Here is a 22,004-nt window from a genome sequence, read left to right as displayed (position 1 = left end):
CCATGGGTGTTGAGAAGACTGACCAGCGTGTCCTCCACCGTGAACGCCGGAACCTCCCGCCACGAGCAGGTCCTTGTCGGCGCGCTGCGGGCGAGGGCCTCGCGCGGCGCGCTGACCGCCGAGGCCGTGGTCCTCGCCCAGGGGCGCCTCCAGACCCCGTCCCCCTGGCCGACCGGCATGCCCCGCCGAGGCAACGGCGGCGCCTGCTTCCCCAACGCGTCGCGCATCGCCGGTAGATCACCCGCCCTGGCGTACGTCGAGGGCTACGTGATCGAGGACGACGGCACCGTCTCCCGCCACGCCTGGTGCGCCGACGAGCACGGCCATGCCCTCGACCCGACCTGGCCCGACGGACGCGCCCGCGCCTACGCGGGCATCGGCATGGCCCTGGCCTGGGTCACCGCCGTCCAACGGCGCACCTGCACCCAGACGCGCTTCCCCGGCGTCCTGGACGCCGCCGTCCAGCACACCAGGGACGCCGACCGGGTCCTGACCTACGGAATTCCGCCGGAGGCACTCCTCACCCTCGGCCGCGACCTGCCGGAAGGAGCGCCGCACCACCCGTGGGAGGCCCGGCTGCCCGACCTGGTCGCCTGACGAGCCCAGCGGCTGCGCCGGTAGGCTTCCGCAGCAGTGCCGTCGACGGGGAGGAAACGGACCATGCTCGGCTGGTGGATCGGCATCACGGAACTGGGGCCTCAGGAATACGACCACGCCGCCCGTGAGGAGCGCGGTGCGGCCCTCCTCGCGAAGTGGGAGATCGGGGTGGCAGGGCTCGACTGGGTCCAGAAGCTGGTGGCCGCGGGCCAGGCCGAGCAGCTGCTGCGCGGCGGCTACCCGAACCGCTACAGCGCCCGCGCCGAACACGTCCTGCCCCTGCTCACCGCCGGCACGGTGCCCGGCGCCGGTACCGGGCCCTTCTCCCGGGTCCTCACCGTGGAGACGCATCCGGAGCGGATCGCCGCGTGCCCGGCCGACCGGCTGTTGACGATCGAGGCCTGGGACCAGTCCTGAGGGCCCCTGTCCGTTCTCGAGTGCGCGTGCTCGGGTGACGCCCCGAGGGGACGTCACCCGACTTCCCAGGAAGCGGAGTTCCCGTGCAGGCAGCGGGCTGAGCGGGACGTAGCGGGTGGCGGGGTCCTCGCAGGGAGGACCCCGCCGGGTGCTCTCAGCCCGCGGTGCCCGCGAGCCGTTGCGCCACCGCGGCCGGGCTCGGCATCGCCGCGATTTCGGCGCTGACCTCGCGGGCCGTCCCGGCCAGGGCGGTGTCGGTGAGGAGGCGGTTCAGCAGGGCCGGGCCGATCTCCTCGGCGCCCGCGCTGAGGCCGGCGCCGCGGTCGCGGACCGCGTGGGCGTTGATGTAGCGGTCGGAGCCGTCGGGCAGGGCGAGTTGCGGGATGCCCGCGTCGAGGGCGGCGAGTGCGGTGCCGCTGCCGCCGTGGTGGATCGCGGCGGCGCAGGTGTCGAGCAGGGCCCGCCAGGGCACCCAGCCGTACGGGTGGACGTTGTCGGGCAGGGTGCCGAGGGCGGCGAGGTCGAGTTCGCCGGTGGCCAGGACGAAGTCGGCGTCGACGTCGGCGGCAGCCGCGATCACCCGCTCGATCCTGGTCAGGCCGTCGGTCTTGGGCGGTACGGTGCCGAGCGTGACGGCGACCCGCGGGCGGTGGGCGGGTGCGGCCAGGGGTTCGGGGAGGGTGCCTTCGCCGTTGTAGGCGACGGGCCGCAGCGTGCAGCCGTACCGTTCGTCCCCGGCCGTGCTCGGCGGGGCGAGGTCGAGGGTGGCGGCCGGCTGGGGCAGCGGGTCGGCTCCGTGCCGGGTGAAGGTGTCCGTCATCTCCGCGAGCATCAGTTCGCGCAGCCTGGGGGTGCGGACGAAGCCCAGGTCGTGTTGGACGGCGGGCACGCCCAGGGTGGTCGCCGCGAGGAGGGCCACCGGGAACAGGTACTCGTAGACCACCAGGTCCGGCCGCCACTGCGCGGCGAGTTCGACGGTGGCGTCGGCCACCGTGCTGTTGACGTGGGCGGCCAGCGGGACGAAGGCCTCGCGGTCGGCCGCGTTGGTCTCGACGACCCGCCGCATCAGGTCGGGCCGCCGGGTGCGGCCGGCCTCCCGGATCTCCCGGCGCCAGTCCACGCCCGGGGCGAGTGGCAGGTACGGCAGCCCGGACGCGGCGACCGGCTCGCCGCCGTCCATCGAGGCCACTGCGACCTCGTGGCCGAGTTCGCGCATCGCCCGGGCCAGCGGGACCAGCGGGAAGAGATGGCCGACGCCGGGTGCGCCGGCGAACAGTACACGCATCGAAGAACCTCGGTAAGTGACGATCGGGATCAGCCGGCGGCGCGGTGCAGGGCGGCTTCCATGCCGTTCAGCACCGCGTTGCAGTCGCGCTGCAGGGTGTCGGCGTCGACGGCGCTGAGCAGGTAGACCCCGAGCCAGTTGCGCGACCCCGCGAAGGGGTCGAAGGCGGGTACCGGCTGTCCGGCCGGCATGGCGAAGGCGGGGACGGCTTCGATGGTGCTGCCCGGGGACAGCAGGCTCTGCCAGTCCACGGCCTGCGGGTTCCAGACCGGCCGGGTGCGCCAGGGCACTCCGGACGCGTCGGCCGGGACGACGGCCACCGAGGCGGCGGCCCGGATCCCGTCGGTGGGCATGGCCTCGGGGTAGTCGACCCGCTCGCCCAGCAGCTGCCGGACCAGCATGCCGATCGGGTCGAACCCGAACACCTCGTGGACCTGCCGGGTCGTCAGCAGTCCACCGAAGCGGGCCGCGGTCTCGATGACCACCAGCTCGCCGTCCTTCATCAGCTTGAGCTCGGTGTGGGTGCCGCAGTTCTCCAGCCCGAGCGCGTCGACGGCCTGCCGCGAGAGCTCCTCGATCCGGCGCTGCAGCGGTACCGCCATGACGGAGGGCGAGGTGCTGGCCACCTCGACGAAGGAGGGGACGGTCGGCAGTTTGGCGGTGATGGCCAGCGGACGGTAGACGCCGTCCGCGACGATCCCCTCCACGCTCACGTAGTCGCCGTAGCCGGGCTTCTCGTACCAGCCGTCGGTGGAGCCCTGGGCGATCTCCTCGACCAGCCGGTCCCGGTCGGTGTCCGGGGCGTAGAGCTCGTTCATGCCGACTCGGCTGCCGGCCTGGAGTCCGCGCTCGATCTCGCCCCACGCGGGGGCGGCGTCCGCGGCCGACTCCAGCACGATCTGGGCGACCGAGCCGGCGCCCCAGGCCGGCTTGAGCAGCAGCGGGGGCGTGAACTCGGCGAGCGCGGCGTCCAGGTCCGCGAGGCTGTCGACCCGGCGGAACCCGGGGATCGGCACCCCGGCGGCGGCCCACGCCTCCCGCATCAGCCGCTTGTCCCGGGCGCGGACGATCCCCTCGCCCGCGCCGGCCAGGCCGAGCCGTCTGGCGGCGTGCGCGACGGCCAGCACCGCGAACTCCGAGAGCGTGAGCACCGCGTCGGCCCCGATGGCCTTCGCGTGCTCCACGATCAGTTCGACCAGTTCGTCGCCGCGCGGCGCCTCGGCCACCGTTTCGATGCCGGTACAGCTGGGCCGCCACACCTCCTCGGCGGTGGTGGGCAGCGGCGCCAGCGCGAGGACGTGCAGTTCCCCGCAGGCGGCGATGCGCGGGAAGGCGTACTCGAGCGGGGCTCCGCCCTTGACGTAGACGTACAGGATCCGGTTCAACGTGCTTTCTCCTGAGGGAAGTTCACTCGGCCCGGGGCGGTGTCCGGCCCGGGGCGCGCTCGGCCGGCGCCGTCGCGCGGCGCGGCCGTGGCGTCGCGCGTGGTCGCGCACGGCCGCGCCGCACACGGCGGCGTCGTTCGCGGCCGCGTCGTTCGCGGCCGGTGTCAAGCCGGCGGTGTCAGCCGGCGGTGTGGAAGGGGCGCAGCTGCAGCAGGTTGATCTGGTCGCCCTCGATCGCCCACTCGATGTCGACCGGGTCGGCGTAGCTCTCGTCGGGCGAGAAGTGCGACTGCAGCAGCCGGCTGATCAGGGCGAGCCGGCCCACGAGGTCCTTGGTCGCGGCGTCCAGGTCGGTGGCGGCGGTGCCCAGCGAGACCGTACGGCTGCCGCCCTCCATGGTGTTGCAGAGGTACTGGAGCGGGGCGCCCTCGCCGGTGACCACCTCGGTCACCGAGCGCGGCGAGATGTTGAGGTAGACGCTGCGGAAGTCCCGCGGGCTCAGCGGGTTGCAGGTGACGAGGACGCCGCCGACGGTGGCGCCGACCTGCTCCTGGACGACCACCGCCATCCGGCAGTGGTCCAGCGGGATGCCCGCCTGGTGCCGCAGCCGTACGGCGCGCGGCGACACCAGCGAGGCCCACACCTCCCGGACCGCGTCGAGGACCGCGTCCGTGCCGCTGACGTGCGCGACCGACTCGTAGAGTCCGGCGGCGGAGAAGCCGGACAGGTCCTCGGCGTTGGAGGAACTGCGGACGACGAGCTCGGATGCGCCGTACAGGTGCCGGTCGAGCGCCCGGTCGATCTCGGTGCGGATCGGGTCGGGCAGCGGGGTGGTGCGGATCAGCCGCTGCGCCTCGAGGCACAGCTCGTCGGCCGCCGAAGTACCGTGCCGGAGCGCGGAGTCGAGCCGGTCGAGGGCGTTCCGGAGCTCCGTCGAGGAGTCGAGGAAGCGCTGCTGGAGGGAGAACGGCAGCACGATGCCGCGCGGCACCTGGGCGTGCTCCTTGACCAGGCGTAGCGCCGACTCGGTCAGTTCGGTGTCGTCCGCGTCCTCCGGGAGGCCGAGTTGCCGGGCGAGGTAGCGCAGCAGGTTGTCCCGGGGCGGGCGCGGCACGCGGTAGAAGCCGAGCCAGCGCGGTGAGCCGTGCTGGAGCAGGTGGGTGAGTTCGCCGAGGTTGGCGGCCTTGGTGCCGAACCGGACGTGGTCGCCCGCGCGCAGTTCGGTCAGCGGGGTGATGGGGGTGGGCGTGAGGTCGGGCCGGTCCACGGTGACGCGTTCGGCCTGCGGCGCCGGCGTCGGCCGGTCGCCGTCGGGGCGCGGTGGCGCGGGTTCGAGGTGGAGGTCGGTGCCGTCGGCGTCGACCCGGTAGCGGACCCATTCACCGGCGAGCCCGGCCCGTTCGATCCGGTCGGCGGCTCCGATGCCGACCGAATTGGGGATCCGCCACCCGGTGGCCATCACGTTGATGTGGGAGAGCGGGGTGGTGTGCTCGGTGTGGATGATGCCGGACACCCGGGGGACGTCCTCCGGGACCCGGGGCATCACCACGATGTCGTGCCACCGCAGCGGCTCGGCGTCGGCCCGGTACTCCTCCTCCGAGCGGAACACCCGCAGCCGCCCGTGGGCCTCCCCGGTGTTCAGCGGCACGAACGCGGCCGTCGAGTAGAGCTCGTGGGACAGGACGCGCGGTATCTCGGTCTCCGGGATCCCGGCGACGTAGCCCTCCTGCCGGTGGTTGGCCGGCTTGAGGAGCAGCGGCAGCGACGGGTCGATGTGGTCGCGCACCCGGTGGTAGAAGAAGCGCAGCATGTCCTGGGACATGGTGTCGACGTCGACGGTCTCCAGGGACAGGAAGGGGCCGACTGCTCGGCTGTTCTCCTGCGTACTGCTCTGCTGCGTACTGCTCTCCTGCGTTCCGCTGCGGGTGTGCAGGGCGAGGGTGCCGAGATAGAAACGGCGGCCCGGATTCCGGTAGACATCGTCATTGAACGAATCAAGCACGCGGGCGAGTTCGTCGATCGACATGCCGAGTATCTCGCACGCGATGTAGCGGACGTGGAGAGTTCCGTCCGCGCTGTCGATGAAGTGGAGCACCTCGTCGGTGCGGTCGAAAACGATCTTCACATAGGGGTAGCCGCCGACGTTGCCGGCGAGCTGGGAGAACTCCTGGATGGTGAGCTTTTCGCCAGCGAGGCGGGTCCGCGTGGTCGCTTCGTTGCGATCCGAACGGGTCATGCGCACAGTTCAGCCATTCGTCATCGTGTACACGATCGATGTGCACCAGGTCAGAAGGTGGTACGGCTAAACACACACTGCCATCAAATCCGAACTTCTGACGAATAGTCAGGCGAGATCAAGCCACTGCGCATTGTTTCGGCCACAAACACTTCGCCGCGGAAAGCATGACTGCACGTCGAACTGTGGCAGGGGTCACAAGATAAAGACATCCGGCCGATCGAAGGGCTTGAAATACGCCCGAAATGTTGATTCCTGCACGACCTCCGGCGTCGAAGGCGGCCCCATCCGACACCCTGTCATGTCCAGCACCATATTGGCGGGCCCGCAAGGGATCGGTCAGGCCGCGAACTGTCCGTAAAGCGCCTCGAGCGCCGCTCCGAGGCGGGCAGGAGCGGGCGGGCATTACTGCTTGACAGGGTGCGTAATACTGTAACGCGCGCGGCCCGGGACGGCGGTGGAGCGGGCGGCGCGGCCTCCTCTTCCAGCAGCTCGGAGCACGACATGCACGCCTTCCTCGACCATCCGGGGCCGCTGGCCTTCGCACACCGGGGCGGCGACCTCGGGCATCCCGAGAACTCGCTGGCGGCCTTCGAGGCCGCCGTCGCGCTCGGGTACCGCTACCTGGAGACGGATGTGCACGCCACCCGGGACGGCGTCCTGGTGGCGTTCCACGACTCCCGGCTCGACCGGGTCACCGACCGCACGGGGGCGGTGGCGGAGCTGCCCTGGGAGAGCGTCAGGCAGGCCCGGATCGGGGGGACCGAGCCGGTGCCACTGCTGGAGGACCTGCTCGGTGCGTTCCCCGAGGCCCGCTTCAACATCGACGTCAAGGCGGTGCCGGCCATCGCGCCGCTGGTCGAGGCGGTCCGCCGGACCGACGCCTGGGACCGGGTCTGCGTCGGCGGCTTCTCCGACAGCCGGCTGGCCGCCGTCCGCGCCGCCGCCGGCCCCCGGCTGGCCACCTCGCTCGGCCCGCGCGAGGTGGCCCGGCTGCGGCTGCGCTCGCTCGCCGGGCCGCTGGTGCGGGGGCGCGGGGCGCCGTTCGCCGGAGTGTGCGCGCAGGTGCCCGAGCGGCACCGGGGCGTGCGGGTGGTCGACCGGGCCTTCGTCCGGGCCGCCCACCGCCTCGGCCTGCAGGTCCACGTCTGGACTGTGGACGATCCCACACGGATCAGGGCTCTCCTCGACCTCGGTGTGGATGGCATCATGGCCGATCGCATCGACGTCCTGCGGGACGTCCTCGGCGAGCGCGGCTGCTGGACGGACGGCAGTACCGGCTCCAGCACGGTGATGGGGACCCCATGAGCACCACGAACTCCGCGACGCACCCGCCGGACGATCCACCGACCGCCCCGGCGACCGGCCAGGCAGGTGCCCCGGCAGCCGGCCAGGCCGATTCCCCGGCAACCGCCACCGCCGCCACGGCCGCCACCGCCGCCACCGCCACCGCCACCGCCACCGCCACCGCCACCGCCGGACAGGCCCTGCGGCGGATGCAGTTCGGCTGGTACATCAACGACTGGGCCAACGCCGCCTTCTCGGCGACCGTCCTGACGGTGTTCCTCGGGCCGTACCTCACCACGGTGGCCAAGAACGCCGCCGACGCGTCCGGCGACGTGCACCCGCTCGGCCTGTCGATACGCGCGGGCTCGTACTTCCCGTACACGGTCTCCTTCTCCGTGCTGCTCTCGGTCGCGGTGATGCTGCTCACCGGCACGGTCGCGGACCGCACCGGGCGGCACAAGGAGCTGATGTGCGGCTTCGCGTACGTCGGCGCGCTCACCACCATGGGCATGTTCTTCCTCGACGGCGACCGCTACCTGCTCGGCGGCGCGCTGCTGGTCGTCGCCAACATCGCGTACGCGGTGTCGGTCGCACTGTCCTACGCCTACCTCCCCGGCCTCGCCGCCCCGAACGAGCGCGACGCGGTCTCCTCCAGGGGTTGGGCGTACGGCTACGCGGGCGGCGGGCTGCTGCTGATCGCCAACCTGGCGCTGTTCGAGGGCCACGACGCGCTCGGCCTGTCCTCCGGCACCGCCGTGCGGATCTGCCTGGCCTCGGCCGGGCTGTGGTGGGCGCTGTTCACGATCGTCCCGCTGCTGCGGCTGCCCTCCCGGGCCGGGGTGACACCCGAACGGGCCGCGGCCAGGGCCGCCGAGAAGGCCGACGAGCCCGCCGCGGGCAGTCTGCGCGAACTCGGCCGCACCCTCAAGGGCATGCGCAAGCACCCGCTCACGCTGCTCTACCTCGCCGCCTTCCTCTGCTACAACGACGGCATCCAGACCGTCGTCTCCCAGGCCTCGCTCTACGGCAGCGAGGAACTCGGCATGGAACAGACCTCGCTGGTCACCGCCGTGCTCCTGGTCCAGGTCGTGGCGATCTGCGGCGCCCTGCTGCTCGGCCGGATCGCCCAGCGGTACGGCGCCAAGCGGACCATCCTCGGCTCCCTCGTCGGCTGGGTCGTCACCCTCGCCCTCGGGTACTTCATGCCCGCCCACCAGCCCGCCTGGTTCTACGCCCTGGCCTGCATGATCGGCCTGGTGCTCGGCGGCAGCCAGGCACTCTCCCGCTCGCTCTTCTCCCACCTCATCCCGGCCGGGCGGGAGGCCGAGTACTTCAGCGTCTACAAGGTCAGCGACCGCGGCACCAGCTGGATGGGACCGCTGGTGTTCGGCCTCGCGTACCAGCTCACCGGCAGCTACCGGTCGGCGATCATCTCGCTGCTGGTGTTCTTCGTGATCGGCTTCGCGGTGCTCGTCAAGGTCCCGGTCCGCCGCGCCATCGAGGCCGTCGGCAACCCGGTGCCCGAGCGGCTCTGACGGGCGGGGCCCTGCCGCTCGTCGGTCAGGAGAGCAGCAGGGCCCGGTCCCAACCCGGCGGCACGGGCGTCGACGCCGCCAGCAGGGCCAGCAGTACGCCCGCGGCACCGTCGAGCAACCCGGGGGCGGCCGAGCCGCCCGATCCGTACCGGTCGGCCGAGAGGTCGATCAGGCGGGCCGCCACCTCGCGGACCGCCGGCCGGAAGGCCGGGTCCGCGGTGTCCCGGGCGAAGCGGAGGGTGATCAGCAGCAGGCCGGCCAGGCCGTGACAGAGCCCCGGCCGCAGGTCGATCCGGCGCAGCTCGGGCGGGCGGCGCAGCGCGGCCAGCAGGGTCTCGCGGCCGAGGTCGCGCAGGGGCGCGTCGTCGAGGGCGGTGCCGGCCAGCCAGAGCGCTCGGGCGATGCCCGGACCGCCGTGGCACCAGGAGGCGGGCAGAGGCCGCCGGTCGGAGCCTGATGAGCCCGAGCCGTGGTGCCAGGCCTGGTCCGAGCCGTGGTCCGAGGCCTGGTCCGAGCCGTGCTGCGAGGCCCGGTGCGTGGCCTGGTCCGAGCCTTCGGCCAAGGCCCAGTCCGGGCCCCAGTCGTCGTCCCGGCGGTGCACCAGGAGGCGGTCCACCGCCCGGTGGACCGCCGCGACCTGCCCCGGCACCTCGACGCCCGCCGACAGCGCCAGCGCGAGCAGGGCCAGCGGACCGGCCGGACCGTGCGCCATCCCCGGTGACTCGCCCGGGAACGCCGCCACCTGACGGCCGAGCGCGGTCAGGACCGTCTCCAGCCGGGCGACGGCGGCCGGGTCTTCCGGGTGGTCGAGGAGGACGGCGCCGAGTCCGGTCAGGCCGGAGCCCAGGTCGAGTGCGCGACGACGGTCAAGGGTGTGCAGGTCGACGGTGCGCAGGTCAACGGTGTACCGGTCGACGGTGCGCCAGTCCACGCCGAGCGTGTCCGGACCACCCGACCGCTCGGGTCCGAACAGGTCCGGGTACCCGAGCCGACCCGCCGCGAAGGCGAGTCCGCCGAGGCCGCCGAGCAGTCCCGGGGCCCGTCCACGCATCCGTTCCGCGCCCCGGACCGCCGCCTCCAGGTGGCCGGCGGCCATCGCGTGCCAGCCTTCGCCGGGGCGGCAGAGGTCGAGCTGGTGGTAGGCGAGGGCGAGGCCCGCGCCGCCGGCCGCGAGGTCGGGCCGGACCGCCCGGGGTGTCGCGCGCGGTCGGCCGGCGATGGTGTCGACCAGTTGCCGGGCCGTGTCCGCCGTGGGGCCGTCGAGCAGGACGGGCCAGGGGGTGTCGCAGCCGTCGCCGGTCATCGGTCCCCCTGTGCTCGGTCCTCCTGTGTTCAGTCCCCTGTGTTCGGTCCCTGCGTTCGGTCCTGCGTTCAGTCCCCGTGCTCGGTCCCCCCGGTGTGTGGTGGGTGCTGTGAGGCGCCGTCGGCGGTTCTCACAGCACCACGGGGGTCGACCGTCAGTCGACCGGGCTCAGACAGATCTCGGTGGGCAGGTAGCTGCGGTGGCCGGTGTCGCAGCACATCATCGGCTCCAGCGGCTGCTCCTCGGTCTCGGGCAGTTCCTGCAGTTCCAGGACGGTGCTCTCCATCGTCATTCCCCCTTTCCGGGGCTCGGGTGGTGGTGCGGGTCCGCGGCCGGCCGGTCGACCAGCCACGATCGGGGGCCGCCGTGGCGGCGGCGGAGCAGGAGGTCGAGCACTCCGCCGTAGCCCACGTTGTAGGCGGCGGTGACCTCGCGGAGGGTGTCGTCGGGGATCAGGTACCGGCCGTCGCGACGTGCGGCGCGCAGGGCGATGCCGTGGACGAGGTCGTCGGCCCGGGCCCGGTGGCGGTCGTCGCCGGTGGCGGCGTCCAGGTCGAGAAGCAGCTCGGCGTTGCCCGCCAGGCCGTGGCAGGTGCCGGGGCCGAGGCGGTGGCGGTCGCGGTGCACGGCGAGGGCGGCGCCCTGGGCGTGGGCGAGGTGGCGCTGGTCGCCGGTCTCCTGCCACAGCCTCAGCAGGAAGGTGCCGATGCCCGAGGAGCCGTGGCACCAGTAGTTCAGGCCCGGACGGTCGGTCCGGCCGGGGCCCTTGGGCCAGTACGCGGCGCCGTGGCGCCAGTCGGTGAGCGCGCACAGGGCCTCGCCGCCGCCGAGCGCGATGTCGGTCAGCTCGGGCTGCCGCAGGTCGCGGCCGGCGGCCAGCAGGAAGGCCGCGTTGCCCGCGACGCCGTGGGCGAAGCCGTAGTGGGTGGAGCCGGCCAGTTCGGCGCGGAACTCCGGGCCGAGCGGCCAGTCCACCCCGGTGCGGGATTTCAGCAGGTGCAGCAGCCCGTCCGCGCACTCCTGGGCCCGGTCGGCGAAGCGCCGGTCGCCGGTGCGGCGCCACAGGTGGAGTTGCGCGAGCCCGGCACCGGCGAGGCCGTGGCACACGTCGGTGCTGCCGGAGTCGAGCGGGATGCGCAGGGCGTAGGCGAGGGCGCGGTCGGCGAGGCGCCGGTCGTCCAGGGCCGTGGCCGCGTCGTGCAGGGCCCAGGCGGTGCCGGAGCGGCCGAAGTGGAGACCGGGCAGGACCCGGCCGGGCTCGGTGAGCCGCCCGTCCAGCCAGTCGGCCGCCGTGCGCAGCGTGGGCCGGGCGCCCTCGTATCCGCAGCGGACGGCCCGGGCGAGCACGGCGAGCACCCCGGCCGCGCCGAGTTGCACGTTGCAGGGGTCGCCATCCGGCAGGGAGCGCGGGGCCGGCCAGAGGTACTCGGCGGAGGGGGTCATGGTGGCGGCGAGGTGGGCGAGGCCGTCCTCGATCAGCCGCGTGGCGGTCGGCGGTTCGGTGAGGTGCTCGCGGCCGGCCGGGTGCAGCCCGGTGTGCAGGTAGGACTCCGCGCGGGGCAGTGTCCAGCGCTGTGGCGCCTCCGCCGTGAGCCCGGTGACCAGGGGCGCGAGGGCGTGCAGCGCGGGCAGGTCCGGGGCGGCGCCGACCAGGGCGGCAGCGACCAGGGCGGCGAGCCGTTCGCCGGGCGGCCGGGCCGGTGTGCCGTCGTCGGCGAGTACGGGGCTGATGCCGCTGGTGACGTGCAGCAGGGTCGCGCCGAGACTGAAGCAGTCCGCCTCGGGGCCGGGCGCGGGCGCCGGGCGGAGCGCGGGACCACCGCCCCGTCGTGCCGCGGCACCGAGGTGCGCGGGGTCGAGGTGCGCGGGGTCGAGGTGCGCGGGGTCGAGGTACGCGGGGTCGAGGTACGCGGGGTCGGTGAAGCCGCGGGTGCCCGCCGGGTGGGTGTCGGAGCCGAACCGGACGGCGAGCTCCAGGTCGACCAGGACCGGCCGCTCCTCCGGGGTCACGAGGACGTTGCCGGGCTTGAAGTCACGCAGGACCAGCCCGGCGGCGTGCACCTCCCCGATCAGCCGGACGAGCGCGCGGGCGAGCCCGAGGGCCGCCGCGACGGGGATCCGGCCGTCGCCCCGCTCCAGGTGCTCGGCGGTCCACTGCTGCAGGTTCCGGCCGGGGACCAGGTCCTCGACCAGGAAGAGGTGCCCGCCGGACTCGAACAGCTCCCGCACTCGGGGGGTGATGCCCCGGGGCGCGAGTTCGTCCAGGATCGCCGCCTCGTGGCGCAGCCGGTCGCGGGCGTCCCGGCCGTCCGGGTCGGCGCCGACGTGCGGCCGGGCCTCCTTGAGCAGGACCGTCTCGCCGCTGCGGGTGTCCTCGGCGCGGTAGACCCCGCCGCGGTTGGAGTGCCGGATCGCCTCCTTGACCAGGTACCGCCCGGCCAGCAGGACCGGCTCGCCCCGGCGGCGGGGCGCGGCCGACCGCGTCGCCCGCGCGGCCGTCGCGGACTCCGCAGCCGTCGCCGACTCCTCGGCCGGCTGCACGGCGGGCTGCACGACCGGCTGCACGGCGGGCGCCGGTTCCGGCCGGGCGAACGGGTCCTCGGCCCAAGGGGGCGGCGAGAACCAGGGGTTGCGCTGGTCGGTGCTGAGGCTCCCGTCCGGCGCCACCAGCCGGCCCTCGTAGAACCCCTCGTCGTTGAGCACCCGGGAGCGGACGAAGCACCCGTAGCGGTAATGCACCACGCTGTCCGGCCGGTAGCGGCGGTCGGACAGGATCGCGGGGCCTGGCAGGCCGACGGTCGCCTCGTGCAACTCCTCGGCGATGAGTCGGAGTTGGTCGTCATCGGCAGGGTAGGCGGTGAGGAACTTGCCGGACTGCCCGCGAGGCGCCCGGGTGCCGGTCAGTTCGGCCGTGACCCGCGGCCCGGCCGCGAACTTGAAGGCGCACCCGCGCGCGACGAGCACCCGACCGGCCCGCTCCAACACCTGCGGCGCCGAGGCGAGGGTCGCCGACACGTGGAGCTTCCAGCCCTGCCGGCGCGGCAGGTGGCCCGGCGGGGTCACGGTCCACCACGGCTCGAGGTGGCGTACGCGCCAGCCGGCGGCCTGATCGGATGGCGTCAGGAATTCCGCGACAATGGACCGGTAGGGCAGGGTCACACGGCGAAGCTAGCAACGGCGAAATCGCCAACACAAGTGTGCTGCAAGGGATTTGGTAAGTCATAGAAGAGGATCTCCCGACTATCGAGCGGGCCGTGCTACGGATCGGCTGCCCCGAACAGCCGCATGCCTCCGTGCGCGCACTGTCCGACCCTGCCGCCAGCGCGGACACATGATCGACCGCGCCCCACTGCCGCCCGGCCTGCGGCGACGACAGCGCCCCGGTCATGTGGCTGAGCAGCGGTACGGCACCCGCCTCGTCCAAGTCGGCTTCGACGGCCTGCGATTGAGCACCACGGCCCAGCCGGCCGACCTGGACGAGGCCCTGCCGGCCGCGGCCGAGCACGTCGCGTTCTACCCCGACAACGTCTTCCGGGGCACCGAGAGCCCGACCGACTACGCGCAGGAGCTCGTCATCGAGAACTGCTGGTCGTTCTGGTGGAACTGACGGTGTTCAACGGAACCGGCGCGGCGGCCCGTTGCGTCCGCCAGTTCCAGTGTCAGCAGCCGATGTAGCGCATCGTGACGCTGGTGAAGTGCGTGCCCGAGGGGGCATAGAGGGTGATGGCCCGGGACTTGCCCTTGCCGCCCGCCCAATCGCTGTCCACGACACCTCCGTTGGACAGGTTGCCGCGCACGAACGGACAGCGGCCGTCCGCCTTGGTGTCGTGCACCGTCCCGACGACCTTGGTGTTGTAGTTGCACCACTTCCCGTTCGCGTAGCCCTCGGCGGAGCTGACGCTCCAGTTCTGGGTGCAGGAGTCGGCGGCCGGAGCGGCATGGGCGCCCGCGACCGGGAACAGCAGCGAGCCGAGCGTCAGAGCGGCGACGGCGGCTCCGGGGACGGCGAGGCGGCGAATGGACATGGCGGTACCTCCAGACAGGGCGTTCACGGTGAACATCCGAGCCGGAGGCGGCCTCAGGACGCACGGCAGAACCCACACGCCACCCGCCCCCGACGGTCCGCCGAGCCTGACGCACCTGAACGGGCACCGTCAACGGCGCCGCCGGGCGCACGGCAGCGCACACCGTCCCCGGCGCACCAGAACGATCCGCGCACCCCACGGGCCTGCCCCGCACCACGGGGACGACGCCCGGAGGTCGATCGCCTGAGCGAGTGCGGATCGGGAGTTCGAGACGCGCCTACCCGGGGGTGGCTGACGGGTCGTCCGGGGTGTCGGCAGTGGGTTCGGCGCCGGTCCAGCCCTGGTTGGCGTCGACGGTGCTGAGAGGGGCGACGGAGGTCGGCCCGGCGGTGCCGAAGGCAGCGCAGACGGGGTCGGCGGTGTCGACGGTGACGAGGGGGTCGCGCAGGCTGGTGTCGAGTTTGGTGTAGAGGAGGAGGGTGCCGCCGGTGGTCTGGGCCGGGGTGCCGGGTTGGACGGTCACCGGATGCTGCCAGCGCCAGGCGCCCCAGGTGAGGGTGACGGCGGTGTCGGCGGGCTTGCCGTCGGGGCGGGCGAGCAGGGCGTAGACCTGGCCCTGGTAGGCGTGGTCGTACTGGTAGACCCAGTGGGTGCGGGCGTCGCAGCCGGAGCCGGCGGCCGGCCAGGGCAGGGGTACCGGCGGCGGGACGACCACGACGGTCGGCAGCGCCCGGGACGGCGTGGACTGCGGGTCGGCCGTGGCCGACGGGGTGCCGCGCGGGAGCTGGAAGCCCGCCAGCAGACCGGCGGTGAGGCCGACGACGAGTGCGGCGGCCGCGGTGGCGGGGCGCGAGGACCACCAGCGCGGGGCGGACGGTAACGGGGCAGGGCGCGCGGATCGGTACGGCCGTACGGTGGCCGGACCGTCGGGCGGGCTGTCGGGCGGGCCGTCCGGAGGGCTGTCGGGCCGGCTGCTTGCCGGGCTGTCGGGCGGTCCGTCCGGAGGGCTGTCGGACGGGGGCACGGGCTCCCCCAGTGCGTCGCGGGCGCGCTCCCAGTGCTCGCGCCACGGCCCGGTGTCGGTCTCGCCGCAGGCTTCCAGGAACGCCTCGACCGTGGCCCAGGTCGGCAGATCGACCCCACCGGCGGCCTCCGAGAGGACCGTCGTCGAGCGGTGGACCCGTCGGCTCATGGCGGCGAAGGTCGGGGTGCCGGCCCGCTCGCGCAGGGTGCGCAGCCGCAGGGCGAACTCCGCGACCGGCCCCGCGTCGGGGTCCAGGCTCCGTTGTCTGCGGCCCACCCGCGCCCTCCCCCGTGCTGCGACTTCGCGCCGATTGATTGTCCGAACGAGATTGTCCGCACCGTCTCGCTTGGCGACCAGGAGTTGATCGTTTTCCGTAATTGTTTGTCCGAGTCCCGATGGTGTTGGCCACGACCGACCGGCCCGCCAGTGTGGTGGGCGCACCGGGACCGCCGGACTCACAGGTGCACCACCAACCCCGTCCACCCGAACCAGCCGACCCGGCTGACCCGGCTGACCCGGCTGACCCGGCTGACCCGGCTGACCCGGCTGACCAACCGTCCACCCCTTCGGGAACCCGTCCACCCTCCGGGAAACCGTCCACCCCTCCGGGAGACCGCATGAAACCCATCGCACACTGGCTCGGGCGCGTCGTCGCCGTACTGGCCGTCCTCGCGGGCGGGCTCGTGGCGTTCGCCGCTCCCGCCTCGGCCGCCACGATCTGCGGCAACTCGCCCGTCCCGCCCGGCCAGGTGATCACCGCCGAGCGCACGAGCAACAGCTGCGGCGGCTACCTGGAACTCACCGTCCAGCCGCCGTACAACGGCGTCAACATCTGCGGCGACTCCCCGATCCCGGCCGGTTACGTGATCACCTCGGAGTCGACCGGCAACGGCTGCGGCGGCCACCTCGTCGCCGTGATCAGCATCGCCGCCTCGCGCATGGGCATCTGTATGGACTCCCCCATCCCGCCGGGCTACGTGATCCTCTCCGAGCAGCAGACGAACAGCTGCGGCGGCCGCATGGGCGGGTACATCAGCAACGAGCTCTTCCCCGGCATCAACGTCTGCGCCGACTCCACCGTCCCGGCGGGCTGGGTGATCACCTCCGAGTACCAGACCAACAGCTGCGGCGGGCACCTGGGCGAGGTCATCAACGTGCCGTTCCCGGGCATCAACACCTGTGGTGACTCGCCGATCCCGCCCGGCTGGGTGATCACCTCCGAGTACCAGACCAACGGCTGCGGCGGGCACCTGGGCGAGAACATCACCAACAACCTCTTCAACGGCATCAACGTGTGCGCCAACTCGGCGCTCCCGGCCGGGTGGTGGGTCTCCTCGATGTACACCACCAACGGCTGCGGCGGCTACCTGGCCGAGATCCTGCAGCACTGACGCAGCACGCTGACGCAGCACCGACGCAGCACTCACGCAGCACCGACGCTGACGCGTCCCCCCTGAACCCCCGGCCCCGGATCGGCGAGCGCAGCGGCCTCGGCAGCGCCTCCAACCTCCGCCGCCACTTCACCGCCCGCGTCGGCGTCACCCCCACCGACTACCGTGCGCGGACGAGCTGCTGCTGACAGCGGCCTACCGCTCGACGGCGGTCCCGAGCGACCCGACAGCCGATCCGACAGCCGACCCGACAGTCGACTCGGCAGTCGACCCACAGGCCCTCGCCCGCCCTCCGCTGGACCCCGAGCGCGAGCACCCGGACGGCGTGCCCGGCACCCGGCTCCCCCACCTGCGGCTCGCCGGCCCGCCCGGGCCCGCGTCTACCCTGGACCTGGTCGGGCCAGGCTTCACCCTGCTGGCACCCCCACGGAGACTGCCTTGCAGTGGCAGGCGGACACCGCCGCGGCGGCCGGCCTGCCCGTCGCCGTCCGTCCGCTGCCGACGGCGCTCCTCGGGAACGACTCGCCGACCGAAGCGATCCTCGTCCGCCCAGACGGCCACATCGCCTGGCGGGCCCCGCACCGGCCCACCGCCGCCGACGGCGCGCAGCTGCTCAGCGCCCTGCGCCGGATCCTGTCCGCGGGCGAAGGCCACCGGTGAGGACCACCGCAGGCGTCCCGGCTCAGGTCACCAGACCGCGCCGGAACGCCTCGCCGACCGCCCCCGCCCGGTCGCGCACCCCGAGCTTGTCGTAGATGCGCAGCAGGTGCGTCTTCACGCTGGCCTCGCTGACGAACAGCTCCTTCAGTCGGTTCGAGGTGCTCATGGGTCATCGGCCGGGGTGGTCGAACCGGCGCCCGGTCAGCGCGAGGAACGGCCTCCAGCCCGGCCGGTTCGGCCCGCAGGTCCACCGCCACGATCCGGTGGCGGGCCAGGGCCGAGGCGACCGCGTACACCAGGTTGCCGGTGCCGGTGACCACCACCTGCGAGCCGTGCCGCTCGACCGAGGCCACCTCCGGCACGCGCAGGTTCGATGTCACATTGGCTCGCACGGTACTGGTCTCCGTCCGCCCGGTTTCGCCCAGTCTCCGGCGGACGCCCCGGCCCGCGGACCCATGGCCCTCCCCTTGCGCACAAAGCAAGTGTCAAAACTCGGTCAACACCTCATACTGACAACTGATCTGACGTTCTGTAAGAATTTCCGGTCGGGGGGTGAGGCTGATGGGATCAGGCAGCGCGGCACCGAGTGACGCCTCGGTCGTGAGGATCCTCGGCCCGGACGGCCGACCGGAGGGGGCCGGGTTCCTCGCCGGGCAGCGCGAGGTGATCACCTGTGCGCACGTGGTCGCCAAGGCACTCGGCGTACCGTCCGATGCGGCGGATCCGCCGGTCGGGCGATTGGAGATCGACTTCCCGCTGGCCGCGCCCGGCCGGCGGATCGCGGTGGAGATCGGCTCGTGGACCCCGATCCGGCCGGACGGGTCCGGGGACGTCGCGGTTCTGCGGCTCCTCTCCCCCGCGCCCGCCAAGGCGACTGTGGGCAGGCTGGTGGAGCACGTGGCAGGTCCGGACCGCCGAGTGCGCACCTTCGGATTCCCGGACACCCATGACGACGGCGCCTGGAGCGTCGGCTGGTTGCGCGGCCGCACCGGCGCCGGGTGGTTCCAGTACGACACCGACCCGGCCAGCGAGCACCGGGTGGAGTCCGGGTTCTCCGGTGCGCCGGTGTGGGACGTCACCGAGGGCGGCGTGGTCGGGATGGTCGTGGCGGCCGACAGCAGACCGGACGTGCGCACGGCGTACCTGATCCCGACCGAGACCCTGCGCGGGAGCTGGCCTGCTCTCGGCGAAGCAGCGCTGCCTGCCTGCCCGTTCCGGTCGCTGGAACCCTTCGAGGAGCGCCACGCCGGTCTGTTCCACGGCAGGGAGGAGCCCGCCCGCCGGATCGCCGACCTGCTCGGCTGGGCACCGACGATCAACCTGGTCGGCCCGTCGGGCTGCGGAAAGTCGTCGTTGCTGTACGCCGGTGTGCTGCCGAGGCTGCGGGACCGCGAGGATCTGGAGATCGTCGTTTTCCGCCCGGGGCAGCTGGGCCGCAGCCCGCTCGCCGCCCTGGCGCTGGCGCTGCTCCCCCGGCTCGAACCCGACCTGACCGAGACCGCCCGCCTGGCCGAACTCCCCGGGCTCACCGATCTGTTGCGTGACGGCCAGCTGCCGGCGATCGTCGACCGGATACTCGCCCGGCAGCGCAAGGACCGGCTGCTGCTGGTCGCCGACCAGTTCGAGGAGGTCCTCATCGGCACGGAGCGCGCGGACGTGGACGCCCTGGCGTCCGCGCTCGGCGCCGCCCTGCTTCCCGGGGCCCGGCTGCGCGTGGTGACGACCCTGCGCAGCGACTTCCTTACCGCCGCCCTCACCCACCCGGGGCTGGCCCCGTTGCTCAGCGGGGAGCGCCTGGTCACGGTGGGTGCCATGACCGACGTCGAGCTCCGCGCGGCCGTCGTCCGGCCCCTGGAGCACACCGGCGTGGCGTACGAGCCGGGGCTGGTGGACCGGATCCTGGGTGACCTCGGGAGCGATCCGGGCCGCCTGCCGTTGCTGGAGTTCGCCCTCACCAAGCTCTGGGAGCGCCAGCACCGGGGCGTCATCGGCCATGCCGCGTACGAGGCACTCGGCAGGGTCAGCGACGCGCTGGTGACCCACGCGGAGCAGATCTGGACCGGCAGCCTGACCGAGGAGGAGCACCTGGCGGCCCGCGGGCTGCTCGTCCAGCTCGTCCACCCCGGCGGCGACGGCACGGCACCCACCCGCCGCACCGTCGCCCGCTCCGAGCTGAGTGCCGGGCAGTGGCGGATCGCCCAGCGCCTGCTGACCACTCGGCTGATCGTTCCCGGTGAGGAGTTCCGTCCGGCCGACGGGCCGCCCGAGGAGACCATCGAACTGGCCCACGAGGTGCTGCTGACGCACTGGGGCCGGCTGCGCGACTTCTTCGCCGCGGACCGCGACTTCCGGGTCTGGCAGGAGGACCTGCGGCGGCGGGTCGCGCTCTGGAAGGGGGACGATCGCTCCGGCCGTCGCCTGCTGCGGGGGGCCGAGCTGCGTGACGCCCGGGACTGGCTCACCCGTCGTCGGGACGAACTGCGCCCCGACGAAGTGGAGTTCGTCGAAGCAAGTGCCCGCGGCTCACGCCGCCGCCGGCGCACCCTCATCTCGCTCGCCGTCGCGCTCAGTCTCGTCACGGGCCTGGGCGCCTGGGCGTGGCGGAACGACATCAGCCAGGACGCGGCCACCACCGCCTCGCAGGTGCTGGTCCAGCAGTCGCGGGACGCCGAGCAGATGCGCGACGCGCAGGACACGGGCTTCTCGTACACCGCGTTGCTGCTGGCGCTGCGGGCCTACCGCACCCAGGACACCGAGCAGACCCGAACGCGGCTCGGCGAGATGTACGCCCGGTACGGCTTCGCCGACCTGATCGCCCCCCGGTACGGCAGCGTCGACTCGCTCCTGACCGACCCGCTGGGGAAGCCGACCGCTTCGGCGATCGCCGACTCCGAAGGCCGGGTGATCGCGGCGCGGGCCGCCGACGGCACGATCGTGGTCGTCCGTGTCGACGCTTCCGGGGTGCACCGGGATCCGACCGATCAGCCGGCGGGTGTCACGGCGGTGAGCCCGGACGGTTCCCTGGTGGCCATGGGACGGCCGACCATTCCCGTGTCTGTCGAGGAGGCTCCGACGGCGCTGCCGGACCCCCGCGGGCTGCCGGCGGCCCTGTACGACGTACGGACCGGGAAGGTCCGGGAGCTGGATCGCCCCCGGGAGGGCGACCCGTTCCCGGACCCGAACTCCCTGCCGAGCGTTCCCGGCCTGGAACTGCCCAAGCTCCCCGACCTCTCCGACCTGCCGGGGGCGGCCATGCCGACGCAGTACGCGCGGCTCTCCTTCGCCCCCGACGGATCGGCGCTGCTGGGGCAGACGGGCCTCTACGGCAGGGGAGGCCGGCTCGTCCTCTGGGACACGGCCGACGGTCGGATCAGGAAGGTGATGCCCACCGTCGCGGAGCCCGTCGACCAAATCTGGCTGGGTCCCGGCGGGGACAGCATGCTCACCCTCATGGACGCCTCCGCGCTGAGCGGATCGGGCACCGCGTCGGTGAAACTGTGGGACCTGCGCGGCGAAGTCCCGGTCGCGCGGGAGCTGTTCCACTGGAGCGGCACGGACACGATGACGCTCCATGTGGACGTGAGCCCGGACCTGAGTCGGCTGGCGGTCGTCGAGACACGGCAGACCGACCTGGCGGTGAGCCACCGGCTGGTGGTCCAGGAACTTCCGAGCGGCAAGGTCCTGAGTGACAGCACGACCGCTCAGCAGGTGACGGTGACCGGCGTCGCGGTGCCGGCCAGGAGTTCGCGCATAGTGGTCTTCGGGACGCCAGATGGGGAGCTGTCCGGTGACGTCCCCTTCGTCCCGCTGCCCGGCGAGTGGACGGCGGACCTCCTCGGCTCGGACGAGGCGCTGTCCGTGATCATGGCCGACATGGGGGTGATCGCCGTCGTGGGCCCGACGGGCGGTGATCCGGTGCGCAGACTTCCCGCTCGGCGCCAGAACACCGAAAAGGTTCCCTCCGTCGCCGAGGCCGAGCACTGGCTGTCCGAGCTGTGCCGGGTCATGGGTGACGAGACACTGCCGTCCACCGCCTCGAAGAAGCTGCCTCCCGGTGCCTACCGGGGATCGTTGTGCACGTGGAAGAAGGAGAAGCATGGCTGACGCGACCCAGCTCATCCGGGTACCCCTGGGCGGCTCGGACACCGCTGGGCAGGTGGTACTGGAGGTCGACACCGCCGCCTCGGGCATCGTGCGCGCCGCCCGGCCGGGCGAGATCGTCGGGACCGCCACCCGGACCCTCACCGAGAGCTTCGACCAGGTCCGGGGCGCGGCCGCAGCCCTGCTGGACCGGCTGACCACGCTGCCCAGTCCGCCGAGCAGCGTGGAGGTGGAACTCGGTGTGAAGATCAACGCCGAGGCGGGCGCGGTCATCGCCAAGACGGCGGCCGAGGGCAACTTCGTGATCAAGCTGATCTGGCAGCGGACCGACACCCCCGGCCCGGACGCAGAGCAATAGGGGAACTCAGCCCACTGCCGGCTCCTCCTTCCAACGGCCCCAGAGCAGCAATTTCTGCGCGAACGCGCCGAATTCGGTGACGACCGAGTCCGGGACGCGGATGTGACCAAGAGGCAGGAAACTGGTCAGCCAGGGCGGCATGGAAGCAGGCGCCGCCCTTAACGAGGCCAGAAGACAGGAGCAGATACAGCGCCGGATCCGGATTGGGATCCCGACAGTCCTGGCCGTGATCCTGAATGTCTGGGCGCTCTTTGTCGCGTCACCTCCTGAACGACATGCGCGCCCCGACCAGCCCGTTGGATCCACGGAGCACCGTACCCCCCGGCCAGACGGACACCCAGGCGGCCTCTCTGGCGGCCTCGCGGCGACCGGACAACGGGTGAGGTCGTTCACGCCACGT

Annotated in this window: 18 protein-coding genes and 1 pseudogene; 9 read left to right on the top strand and 10 right to left on the bottom strand. The window is 73.0% G+C overall.

Going from position 1 to position 22,004, the window contains the following annotated elements:
* Positions 1 to 27: 27 nt before the first annotated feature.
* Both ACZ52J_RS23080 and ACZ52J_RS23075 read left to right on the top strand, forming a co-directional pair.
* Positions 28 to 597 carry a hypothetical protein gene (locus ACZ52J_RS23080; protein WP_360498890.1) on the top strand — a complete coding sequence of 190 codons (570 nt, stop codon included), beginning with the start codon at positions 28 to 30 and terminating at the stop codon, positions 595 to 597.
* A gap of 63 nt (positions 598 to 660) precedes the next feature.
* The gene (locus tag ACZ52J_RS23075; RefSeq protein WP_465621286.1) at positions 661 to 1,014 is read left to right on the top strand and encodes a hypothetical protein; all 354 of its coding nucleotides are present in this window, start codon (positions 661 to 663) and stop codon (positions 1,012 to 1,014) included.
* A gap of 154 nt (positions 1,015 to 1,168) precedes the next feature.
* On the opposite strand, the gene ACZ52J_RS23070 is transcribed toward ACZ52J_RS23075, so the two are convergent.
* From ACZ52J_RS23070 to ACZ52J_RS23060, 3 genes are all read right to left on the bottom strand, one after another.
* Complete coding sequence (locus ACZ52J_RS23070; RefSeq protein ID WP_465621285.1) at positions 1,169 to 2,299, bottom strand: nucleotide disphospho-sugar-binding domain-containing protein; 1,131 nt, start codon at positions 2,297 to 2,299, stop codon at positions 1,169 to 1,171.
* 29 nt (positions 2,300 to 2,328) lie between these two features.
* Positions 2,329 to 3,684, bottom strand: a complete 1,356-nt coding sequence (locus tag ACZ52J_RS23065) for an ATP-grasp domain-containing protein (RefSeq protein ID WP_465621283.1) — start codon at positions 3,682 to 3,684, stop codon at positions 2,329 to 2,331.
* Between the two features lie 178 nt (positions 3,685 to 3,862).
* The gene (locus ACZ52J_RS23060) at positions 3,863 to 5,920 is read right to left on the bottom strand and encodes a PEP/pyruvate-binding domain-containing protein (protein ID WP_465621281.1); all 2,058 of its coding nucleotides are present in this window, start codon (positions 5,918 to 5,920) and stop codon (positions 3,863 to 3,865) included.
* Between the two features lie 504 nt (positions 5,921 to 6,424).
* Here ACZ52J_RS23060 and ACZ52J_RS23055 point away from each other — a divergent pair.
* Both ACZ52J_RS23055 and ACZ52J_RS23050 read left to right on the top strand, forming a co-directional pair.
* Positions 6,425 to 7,228: a glycerophosphodiester phosphodiesterase gene (locus ACZ52J_RS23055; RefSeq protein ID WP_465621280.1), complete on the top strand. Its 804-nt coding sequence runs from the start codon at positions 6,425 to 6,427 to the stop codon at positions 7,226 to 7,228.
* A gap of 188 nt (positions 7,229 to 7,416) precedes the next feature.
* Positions 7,417 to 8,742, top strand: coding sequence for an MFS transporter (locus tag ACZ52J_RS23050; RefSeq protein ID WP_465621409.1), 1,326 nt, complete (start codon positions 7,417 to 7,419; stop codon positions 8,740 to 8,742).
* A 25-nt stretch (positions 8,743 to 8,767) separates the two neighbouring features.
* Here the strand turns inward: ACZ52J_RS23050 and ACZ52J_RS23045 are convergent, their stop codons facing one another.
* The 3 genes from ACZ52J_RS23045 to lanL all read right to left on the bottom strand — a co-directional run bounded on the left by ACZ52J_RS23045 (position 8,768) and on the right by lanL (position 13,204).
* On the bottom strand, positions 8,768 to 10,045 hold the full coding sequence (locus ACZ52J_RS23045) for a lanthionine synthetase LanC family protein (RefSeq protein WP_465621278.1): 1,278 nt from the start codon (positions 10,043 to 10,045) through the stop codon (positions 8,768 to 8,770).
* Positions 10,046 to 10,199: 154 nt separating this feature from the next.
* On the bottom strand, positions 10,200 to 10,331 hold the full coding sequence (locus ACZ52J_RS23040; RefSeq protein ID WP_360498877.1) for a hypothetical protein: 132 nt from the start codon (positions 10,329 to 10,331) through the stop codon (positions 10,200 to 10,202).
* Between the two features lie 2 nt (positions 10,332 to 10,333).
* The gene (gene lanL, locus ACZ52J_RS23035) at positions 10,334 to 13,204 is read right to left on the bottom strand and encodes a class IV lanthionine synthetase LanL (RefSeq protein ID WP_465621276.1); all 2,871 of its coding nucleotides are present in this window, start codon (positions 13,202 to 13,204) and stop codon (positions 10,334 to 10,336) included.
* Between the two features lie 172 nt (positions 13,205 to 13,376).
* Between lanL and ACZ52J_RS23030 the strand changes: the two genes are divergently transcribed.
* Positions 13,377 to 13,652: a DUF4253 domain-containing protein gene (locus tag ACZ52J_RS23030; protein WP_465621274.1), complete on the top strand. Its 276-nt coding sequence runs from the start codon at positions 13,377 to 13,379 to the stop codon at positions 13,650 to 13,652.
* Between the two features lie 52 nt (positions 13,653 to 13,704).
* Here ACZ52J_RS23030 and ACZ52J_RS23025 read toward each other — a convergent pair whose 3' ends face one another.
* Together ACZ52J_RS23025 and ACZ52J_RS23020 are read right to left on the bottom strand one after the other, a co-directional pair.
* Positions 13,705 to 14,070, bottom strand: coding sequence for a hypothetical protein (locus ACZ52J_RS23025; RefSeq protein ID WP_360498867.1), 366 nt, complete (start codon positions 14,068 to 14,070; stop codon positions 13,705 to 13,707).
* 277 nt (positions 14,071 to 14,347) lie between these two features.
* On the bottom strand, positions 14,348 to 15,370 hold the full coding sequence (locus tag ACZ52J_RS23020) for a helix-turn-helix domain-containing protein (protein ID WP_465621272.1): 1,023 nt from the start codon (positions 15,368 to 15,370) through the stop codon (positions 14,348 to 14,350).
* Between the two features lie 341 nt (positions 15,371 to 15,711).
* On the opposite strand from ACZ52J_RS23020, the gene ACZ52J_RS23015 reads away from it, so the two are divergent.
* Positions 15,712 to 16,485 carry a hypothetical protein gene (locus ACZ52J_RS23015; RefSeq protein WP_465621270.1) on the top strand — a complete coding sequence of 258 codons (774 nt, stop codon included), beginning with the start codon at positions 15,712 to 15,714 and terminating at the stop codon, positions 16,483 to 16,485.
* A 438-nt stretch (positions 16,486 to 16,923) separates the two neighbouring features.
* The gene (locus ACZ52J_RS23010) at positions 16,924 to 17,145 is read left to right on the top strand and encodes an aromatic-ring hydroxylase C-terminal domain-containing protein (RefSeq protein WP_465621268.1); all 222 of its coding nucleotides are present in this window, start codon (positions 16,924 to 16,926) and stop codon (positions 17,143 to 17,145) included.
* A 22-nt stretch (positions 17,146 to 17,167) separates the two neighbouring features.
* Here ACZ52J_RS23010 and ACZ52J_RS23005 read toward each other — a convergent pair.
* Positions 17,168 to 17,305: pseudogene (locus ACZ52J_RS23005) on the bottom strand (LuxR C-terminal-related transcriptional regulator); the annotation flags it as partial.
* Between the two features lie 401 nt (positions 17,306 to 17,706).
* Here ACZ52J_RS23005 and ACZ52J_RS23000 point away from each other — a divergent pair.
* Both ACZ52J_RS23000 and ACZ52J_RS22995 read left to right on the top strand, forming a co-directional pair.
* On the top strand, positions 17,707 to 21,249 hold the full coding sequence (locus tag ACZ52J_RS23000; protein ID WP_465621267.1) for an nSTAND1 domain-containing NTPase: 3,543 nt from the start codon (positions 17,707 to 17,709) through the stop codon (positions 21,247 to 21,249).
* Positions 21,242 to 21,604 (top strand): CU044_2847 family protein, encoded by a 363-nt coding sequence (locus tag ACZ52J_RS22995; protein ID WP_465621265.1) that lies wholly within the window; start codon positions 21,242 to 21,244, stop codon positions 21,602 to 21,604. Before ACZ52J_RS23000 ends, ACZ52J_RS22995 begins: the two co-directional genes overlap by 8 nt.
* Before the next feature lie 6 nt (positions 21,605 to 21,610).
* Here the strand turns inward: ACZ52J_RS22995 and ACZ52J_RS22990 are convergent, their stop codons facing one another.
* The gene (locus ACZ52J_RS22990; RefSeq protein ID WP_465621263.1) at positions 21,611 to 21,745 is read right to left on the bottom strand and encodes a hypothetical protein; all 135 of its coding nucleotides are present in this window, start codon (positions 21,743 to 21,745) and stop codon (positions 21,611 to 21,613) included.
* Positions 21,746 to 22,004 lie beyond the last annotated feature (259 nt).

Source organism: Kitasatospora sp. NPDC034035, from assembly GCF_055575755.1.
Note: the sequence above shows the minus strand (reverse complement) of the source record. Positions and strands in the feature narration are given on the sequence as shown.

What these genes read in the sequence shown, in the direction of transcription:
- ACZ52J_RS23075 (WP_465621286.1), top strand. Translation starts at nt 661, where the DNA reads ATGCTCGGCTGGTGGATCGGCATCACGGAACTGGGGCCTCAGGAATAC.
- ACZ52J_RS23070 (WP_465621285.1), bottom strand. Translation starts at nt 2,299, where the DNA reads ATGCGTGTACTGTTCGCCGGCGCACCCGGCGTCGGCCATCTCTTCCCG.
- ACZ52J_RS23060 (WP_465621281.1), bottom strand. Translation starts at nt 5,920, where the DNA reads ATGACCCGTTCGGATCGCAACGAAGCGACCACGCGGACCCGCCTCGCT.
- ACZ52J_RS23055 (WP_465621280.1), top strand. Translation starts at nt 6,425, where the DNA reads ATGCACGCCTTCCTCGACCATCCGGGGCCGCTGGCCTTCGCACACCGG.
- ACZ52J_RS23050 (WP_465621409.1), top strand. Translation starts at nt 7,417, where the DNA reads ATGCAGTTCGGCTGGTACATCAACGACTGGGCCAACGCCGCCTTCTCG.
- ACZ52J_RS23045 (WP_465621278.1), bottom strand. Translation starts at nt 10,045, where the DNA reads ATGACCGGCGACGGCTGCGACACCCCCTGGCCCGTCCTGCTCGACGGC.
- ACZ52J_RS23040 (WP_360498877.1), bottom strand. Translation starts at nt 10,331, where the DNA reads ATGGAGAGCACCGTCCTGGAACTGCAGGAACTGCCCGAGACCGAGGAG.
- ACZ52J_RS23030 (WP_465621274.1), top strand. Translation starts at nt 13,377, where the DNA reads ATGATCGACCGCGCCCCACTGCCGCCCGGCCTGCGGCGACGACAGCGC.
- ACZ52J_RS23025 (WP_360498867.1), bottom strand. Translation starts at nt 14,070, where the DNA reads ATGTCCATTCGCCGCCTCGCCGTCCCCGGAGCCGCCGTCGCCGCTCTG.
- ACZ52J_RS23015 (WP_465621270.1), top strand. Translation starts at nt 15,712, where the DNA reads ATGAAACCCATCGCACACTGGCTCGGGCGCGTCGTCGCCGTACTGGCC.
- ACZ52J_RS23000 (WP_465621267.1), top strand. Translation starts at nt 17,707, where the DNA reads ATGGGATCAGGCAGCGCGGCACCGAGTGACGCCTCGGTCGTGAGGATC.
- ACZ52J_RS22995 (WP_465621265.1), top strand. Translation starts at nt 21,242, where the DNA reads ATGGCTGACGCGACCCAGCTCATCCGGGTACCCCTGGGCGGCTCGGAC.
- ACZ52J_RS22990 (WP_465621263.1), bottom strand. Translation starts at nt 21,745, where the DNA reads ATGCCGCCCTGGCTGACCAGTTTCCTGCCTCTTGGTCACATCCGCGTC.